The sequence below is a fragment of the Pseudoalteromonas sp. BZA4 genome (genome assembly GCF_040104395.1).
GTDB lineage: Bacteria > Pseudomonadota > Gammaproteobacteria > Enterobacterales > Alteromonadaceae > Pseudoalteromonas.
This window is the reverse complement of the sequence record NZ_JBECOT010000107.1, coordinates 1-6,385: the sequence shown is the minus strand read 5'-3', so window position 1 is coordinate 6,385 and position 6,385 is coordinate 1. Positions and strand designations below refer to the sequence as shown.

The window sequence follows — 6,385 nt, the reverse complement described above, 5'->3', positions numbered from 1 at the left end:
TATTGAGACAAACACTGGAATACGTTGCACAAAGAGAAAAACTGCCATTCAAGTCAGTGCTGTTAACAAGTGAAGATGAAGCGCTTATTGCTTTGGCACAGGCTCGTTTGGCTGATCCAAAAGCGGGAGTAAAGGTCTCGTTAGATGACCTATGAGTTAGAATTTGATCCCCGTGCGCTTAAAGAGTGGCGTAAATTAGGCGCAACCGTGCGTGAGCAGTTTAAAAAGAAGTTAGCTGAAGTGCTGGAACAACCAAGGGTTGAAGCTAACCGACTACGAGAACTCCCAGACTGCTACAAAATTAAATTACGTCAAGTTGGGTACCGGTTAATATACCAAGTGCACGATGAAAAAGTGTCGATCCTTGTTGTTGCGATAGGCAAAAGAGATAAATCAGAAGCGTATAAAGACGCTGGGAAACGAGTTTAACCATTTTTTGGTACTTGCACTGAACCTGAGTGTGAACCGGGTAAAATGATACACTTTGTTGGGCACAAACGATGAGTTTGTACTGAGAAAACCTATTTAACATAAAAACCGGTATGGGCTATCGTGATACTTTTTCCGGTTCAGGCGGTATTTTTATCGAAAGGCGTTTTTTTAGATGTTTTGTAGTTTTAAAGGGTCCTTGCTCAGCTAAATCTTTTGGCGTAACCTAAGCCCTAATAAAACAAAACCCCGATATTCATTTCCAACTTGGCGGGAGGGTATGAATAATCAGGGTTCGAGATAATTCCGAAAAATCGAAACTATGTAATCTCAGGAAGAATAATACCACATGAAAAACACTTCACAAGTCAAAACCGCCATAAGCGCGGCGAGAATTGAATAACAGCGCACAACAGCTCTCACTTTTTGAGCTGCGTTTACCCAAAAAACCGTACCATACCGATGAGTTCGCGAATGGCTTAGCGATTGCTCGTGCCCAGAACGCGATTAAATCACGCTACATCCAAGCGAATGGCCCGACGCATAAATACTGGTTAGTGTTTGACGTAGACAAACCGAATGCGTCGTTAGATTGGTACGATTCAGGTGCGCCCGCACCCAATATCATTGCAACAAACCGTGAAAACGGCCATGCACATTTGATTTATGGCCTTGAAGTCTCTATCCGAACTGCGCCTGATGGACGCAGTGCGCCACTTCGCTACGCAGCAGCCGTAGAAAGCGCGCTGAGAGAAAAGCTTGGTGCCGATATAGGTTACGCAGGCCTTATTTGTAAGAACCCTTTAAATCCACATTGGCAAGTCTCTACATGGGAGCCGTGCTTATATAATTTGGATTGGCTCGCTGATTATGTCGATTTGAGCGCCTACAGTGGCCGTAGGCGACTTCCTGACTACGGGTTAGGGCGTAACTGTAACTTATTCGATTACCTCAGTACGTGGGCTTACAAAGCAATTAGGCAGGGGTGGCCGGAGTACGAACGTTGGCTCGAAGCGTGTTTAACCAGAGCTGAGGGTTACAATAAAAAAACATTCAAAGAGCCTCTGCCGCAAAGTGAAATTAAAGCCACAGCTAAAAGCGTTGCGCGATGGACGCATAAGAACTTTAGTGCAGCCGGCTTTAGCGAGTGGCAGGCCAAACAGGGCGCAAAAGGCGGTAAAGTATCTAAAGGTGGTGGACGACCGTCCAATAGTAAGCTGGATAAAAAGGAGCTGTCAAAAGCGATTATCAAACTCAAAGCCCAAAGCTATTCAAATCGTGATATAGCACAAGATCTAGGGGTTTCAGCAAGTACAGTCAGTCTCTACTTGAAAAGTAAATTTGAGTGATCGAAACAAGCCATATCAGATAATAGCCCTCACGAGGGCTATTAATAAGTTCAAATGTTCTTTATTTGGGCATTGTTGTTGTATCTTTTGGTATTCTTACCGTTGTTACTTGGACGTCTAGTAAGTTACCATCTGCATCTCTGTAAGTAGTAATATAGACAACGACTATTTTTGTTGGAGTTTCGTAAGAGGTTGATGTTGTTCCAACACCAGGAACGGATGATAGTGTATTTATTATTCCATTGTTGTTTATTATTCTCTTAGCATTAATAGGTATGTCATCCACAGGAATTACTTTTTCTATATCTCCGTTCGAGTTTTTAGCTACTACATGCCAGCCAGCATTAAGTTTAATAATTTCAGTACACTCATATGAGCAATTTATAGTTTTATTTTTTATATGATTTTCAACAGTTGCTGATGACACTGTGTGAGATAAGAATATAGATAGCGCAATACATATGGGTAAAAAAGTTTTCATTAAATAGTTCCTTAATTTTGAAAGTGAAATCCATTCACAAGATTAGCAGTCAATTATTGTAAATCAAGTTCAATAATACAGTTCATGCTGTGCGTGTAACTTTCCCGTGTGAAATTTTATTTAACCTTTGAATTGCAAGGGCTCTAGGTTGATCTTACAGTGCAACCTAGAGCCCTTATAATGCGATATTATTGTTGAAATGCTACCCTATTGCTAATGAGGTAGTGATGTTCAAATCACGCTATATCCAAGCGAATGGCCCGACGCATAAATACTGGTTAGTGTTTGACGTGGACAAACCGAATGCATCATTAGATTGGTACGACTCAGGTGCACCCGCACCTAATATCGTTGCAACCAATCGCGAAAACGGCCATGCACATTTAATTTACGGCCTTGAAGTGTCGATCCGAACAGCACCTGATGGTCGCAGTGCGCCACTTCGCTACGCAGCAGCCGTGGAAAACGCGCTGAGAGAAAAACTCGGTGCCGATATAGGTTACGCAGGCCTTATTTGTAAAAACCCCTTAAATCCACATTGGCAAGTCTCTACATGGGAACCGTGCTTGTATGATTTAGATTGGCTCGCTGATTATGTTGATTTGAGCGCCTACAGTGGCCGTAAGCGACTCCCTGACTACGGGTTGGGGCGTAACTGTAACTTGTTTGATTATCTCAGTACGTGGGCTTACAAAGCGATTAGGCAGGGGTGGCCAGAGTACGAACGTTGGCTTGAAGCGTGTTTAACCAGGGCAGAGGGTTACAATAAAAAAACATTCAAAGAGCCACTGCCACAGAGTGAAATAAAAGCCACTGCCAAGAGTGTAGCGCGGTGGACGCACAAGAACTTTAGTGCAGCCGGTTTTAGTGAATGGCAAGCTAAACAAGGGGCTAAAGGCGGCAAAGTATCGAAAGGTGGTGGTAGGCCGAGCTTAAACGAACCTTGGTTAGAGCTGGGTATTAGCCGCAGAACGTACTTCAGGAAAAAGAAAAATGGCCTAATTTAATGTGGCACTAAACAAGCCATATCAGATAATAGCCCTCACGAGGGCTATTAATAAATTCAAATGTTCTTTATTTGGGCATTTCAGCAAGTACAGTCAGTAAATATGCAAAAATTGTTAAATAGCGATCGCGAAAACAAGCCATATCAGATAATAGCCTTTTTGGTATTATCTATATTTGAAACTGGTACCAAAGCTATTCAAACCGTGATATAGCTGAAGATCTTGGAATTGGTTCTGCTACTGTTAGTAGATACTTGAAACAGACATCCAAGTGATCCAAAACAAGCCATATCAGATAATAGCCCTTTGGGTTTTTTTATTTCGAGGTTTCCTTAATGAGCGTAGTTCAAATCTTGTGTTTAATTGTTGTTGCTCTGACATTCTTTGTTTTGTTTGGAGGTTTATACTTGCTACGAGGTTTTAAATTCAAAGACTAAATATGTTCTTGCTTTACGTCTCGTAATTTTCTTCGATGAACGAGTTTAGATATTCAGCATCGTTCTTCAATCTATTTATAAAATTGTTTCTTCTTTCAAGAGCGTTACCGTGATTTTTCGTTTTTTGTTTTGTGATCTTTACTTCTCGTTTGTAGTGCTCTATTAATTTGTTATTTTCAATACGTGTGTTCTCAACTTCGTCAGATTTACTTTTTATTTCTTGATAGAACTCGTTTAACTCCACTTTAGTTTTTGAGATTAGTTGTTTTTCAGCTTCAATTTCTGTTCGTTCCTGCTCTACTTCAAGTTTAGCTTGGGTGCGAGCATTTTCTAGTGCTTTATTGGCTAGCTCATTTGCACTTTTTACATCTGATAAGCATTGAATTTTTAATTGTTCATAATGTGAGATTTGGTTTTCAAGTTTAGCTTTTAGCTCTTTCACTTCTGATTCTTTGCTAACATCGAAGGTAATTAGGACTACAACACCTATGACTATCGCTAAAATTAGTCCGCCAATGATACTGACTGGCCATAGAGCAAAAAATCGTTCTGCAGTGGTGTAACCGTCTCTATAAAGCTCACCATTTTCTTCGATTAAAAGAGTTGTATTGCTGAGTACATCGATTGAATACCAAAGCCCCAAACCTGCTGCTATAATCACTAAAAATACGATATAAGTTGTTTTCATCGTAAATAAACCTCTGTAATTTCTGGGCGAAAATGACCGAGTTCCTGGCTTACAGTTTCAAGTGCAATATCGCGTGTAAAGCCTGAGTTTTGAAGCTCGTTCATTCTTTCTTGTGCGTAGCTATGGCGTAATCCATGTGCCCCCTCAGACCAACTAAGTGCACGGTTTGAGGCTTGAGTATATGAATTGGACCACTTTTGACCAGCACCAATCTCGTATTTCTGTTCGTAATGAACACCGCGATCAGTGGTTTGTTGCGGTACATCAAGCCTACGTTCTTCGAGTTTGTCGGCTAATTTATTAGGTATAAGGACTTCGCGAGTTAGTCCGCCTTTACCGGTAACGGTATAAATGACACCTTCCCTCCCTTGAAATTTACTATCCAATACAGGTCTTTCACTTGCTTGTTTTTCAGATGCGCGTGATAGCGTGTGTAACTCATGAGCTCTTAATCCTGCTGCATAAGCGAGTTGAGTGGATAAGGCGTGTTTGTCGGTCTGCGACTCAGCAATAAGCTTTACTTGCTCTGCCGTGTAAGCACGGCTTGAAAGTGCTTGCTCGTGTTCTGATTTGATAACAGGAAGTCGTTCACCTTGTTCAAGCTTACCTGTTACATGAGTAAGCATTGATTGAATCGCCTGGCGTTCCATATCAAGCGTTTTTTGCCCGATGTCCTGGCCTCTTGCCTCTAGGTATTGAATGGCAGTTTCAGGTGTTAGATCTCTAATTTCACCCTGTATACCAAATTCAGGCATGTTTTTAGCTACTTGTTCTAATCGCTCTGTGTAATTTAATAAGGTACGGACTGAATCTATTGCATCAGATTTTTGTAGCGCTTTTTCTACTGAGTGAGCTTGTTGCTCTGGTGATTTAGTGGCAAATCTAGCCATGATTTTTTAGCCAACGGTTTACGGTAGACTCTGCTACTTTGATAGCTTTCTTTTTTCTAAGCCAGCGTGTTAACTCTGCGATTGTTGCGCCGTGTTTGTGCATGGCAATTAACTCAGTATGGAATTTATCTAAGCGACTTTTGCGCTGTGTGTAGCTACGTTTCCTAATCGTTTTCGTTTGGGCTTTTAATGCTTCAACTTCAGCTACCGGATCAAAATCTGTCAAAACTTAAACCTCATTTCTGTAAGATTTACTGGAAACACTTATGTGTAACTCAGCGACAACTTAATGCCTCTTCGCCTTTGTTTTGCTTAGTTACTAAGCAAGGTGTTGACCGTTCTCACCTTTTGATTAACTTCGTTTTACGCCTAAGCGTCTACCTCATAATGAGTGAGTTTGGCAGTGTCTCTCTGTTTCTAATGAACTCCAGTTTTATTGATTAATGGGTTTAACATTTTCATGACTAACCAGTTATGGTGGTAGGGATACCGCATGAAACTCTAACTATTTAACCAGTGTTAGGTAATGCCTTTTAAGGCTGCTGGATTGCATCGAAGTTGCAATGGACTTTTTAAGAGCCTCTGATATTACAGAATGATTTTAAAATTATCAAATCATACGCATTGCGTGTAATTACATGCGTTAAATTATCATAAGCCTTGCCCACGCTAGGTTATACGAGCAAAGCGAAGTTGTACCTAGCGGGGGCGGAATTGCACAGATCTAGAATTTTCACGCTGTTTTTGGCAGGGGCTAACGCGCTGCGCTTGTTGGCTCACAAAAACGTTTAAAATCGCCCACAGGCGATTTTAATCCGTTTTTGGAGCTTGCAAAGCTGTGTCAGTAGAATACAATAGGTGTATATACAAATGTAAGTACAGGTGCGTTATGGCTACTATAAATATTCGTGTGAATGATGATCTGAAAGAGCGTTCTTACGCAGCGTTAGAAAAATTAGGAATAACGCCATCAGAGTTATTGAGACAAACACTGGAATACGTTGCACAAAGAGAAAAACTGCCATTCAAGTCAGTGCTGTTAACAAGTGAAGATGAAGCGCTTATTGCTTTGGCACAGGCTCGTTTGGCTGATCCAAAAGCGGG

General features: G+C 41.1%; 8 protein-coding genes. 4 read left to right on the top strand and 4 right to left on the bottom strand.

The window, feature by feature from the left end; genetic code table 11:
- The first annotated feature begins 144 nt into the window (after positions 1 to 144).
- Positions 145 to 429: a type II toxin-antitoxin system RelE/ParE family toxin gene (locus ABMY41_RS21205; RefSeq protein ID WP_193329339.1), complete on the top strand. Its 285-nt coding sequence runs from the start codon at positions 145 to 147 to the stop codon at positions 427 to 429.
- A gap of 395 nt (positions 430 to 824) precedes the next feature.
- A complete protein-coding gene (locus ABMY41_RS21200) occupies positions 825 to 1,778 on the top strand; it encodes a replication initiation protein (protein WP_349276192.1) in 954 nt (317 codons plus the stop codon).
- A gap of 61 nt (positions 1,779 to 1,839) precedes the next feature.
- Here ABMY41_RS21200 and ABMY41_RS21195 read toward each other — a convergent pair whose 3' ends face one another.
- On the bottom strand, positions 1,840 to 2,259 hold the full coding sequence (locus ABMY41_RS21195; protein ID WP_349276190.1) for a hypothetical protein: 420 nt from the start codon (positions 2,257 to 2,259) through the stop codon (positions 1,840 to 1,842).
- A 227-nt stretch (positions 2,260 to 2,486) separates the two neighbouring features.
- Here ABMY41_RS21195 and ABMY41_RS21190 point away from each other — a divergent pair, with 227 nt between their 5' ends.
- On the top strand, positions 2,487 to 3,266 hold the full coding sequence (locus ABMY41_RS21190) for a replication initiation protein (protein WP_342409665.1): 780 nt from the start codon (positions 2,487 to 2,489) through the stop codon (positions 3,264 to 3,266).
- 450 nt (positions 3,267 to 3,716) lie between these two features.
- Here ABMY41_RS21190 and ABMY41_RS21185 read toward each other — a convergent pair whose 3' ends face one another.
- From ABMY41_RS21185 to ABMY41_RS21175, 3 genes are read right to left on the bottom strand one after another with little or no spacing between them, the layout of a single operon-like run.
- On the bottom strand, positions 3,717 to 4,391 hold the full coding sequence (locus tag ABMY41_RS21185; RefSeq protein WP_349276188.1) for a hypothetical protein: 675 nt from the start codon (positions 4,389 to 4,391) through the stop codon (positions 3,717 to 3,719).
- The gene (locus ABMY41_RS21180; RefSeq protein ID WP_349276186.1) at positions 4,388 to 5,281 is read right to left on the bottom strand and encodes a site-specific integrase; all 894 of its coding nucleotides are present in this window, start codon (positions 5,279 to 5,281) and stop codon (positions 4,388 to 4,390) included. Before ABMY41_RS21180 ends, ABMY41_RS21185 begins: the two co-directional genes overlap by 4 nt.
- Positions 5,274 to 5,507: a hypothetical protein gene (locus ABMY41_RS21175; protein WP_074989891.1), complete on the bottom strand. Its 234-nt coding sequence runs from the start codon at positions 5,505 to 5,507 to the stop codon at positions 5,274 to 5,276. The genes ABMY41_RS21180 and ABMY41_RS21175 overlap by 8 nt, the downstream gene beginning before the upstream one ends.
- A 663-nt stretch (positions 5,508 to 6,170) precedes the next feature.
- Here ABMY41_RS21175 and ABMY41_RS21170 point away from each other — a divergent pair.
- On the top strand, positions 6,171 to 6,385 hold a 215-nt coding region (locus tag ABMY41_RS21170), incomplete at its 3' end, for a type II toxin-antitoxin system RelB/DinJ family antitoxin (RefSeq protein ID WP_349276184.1).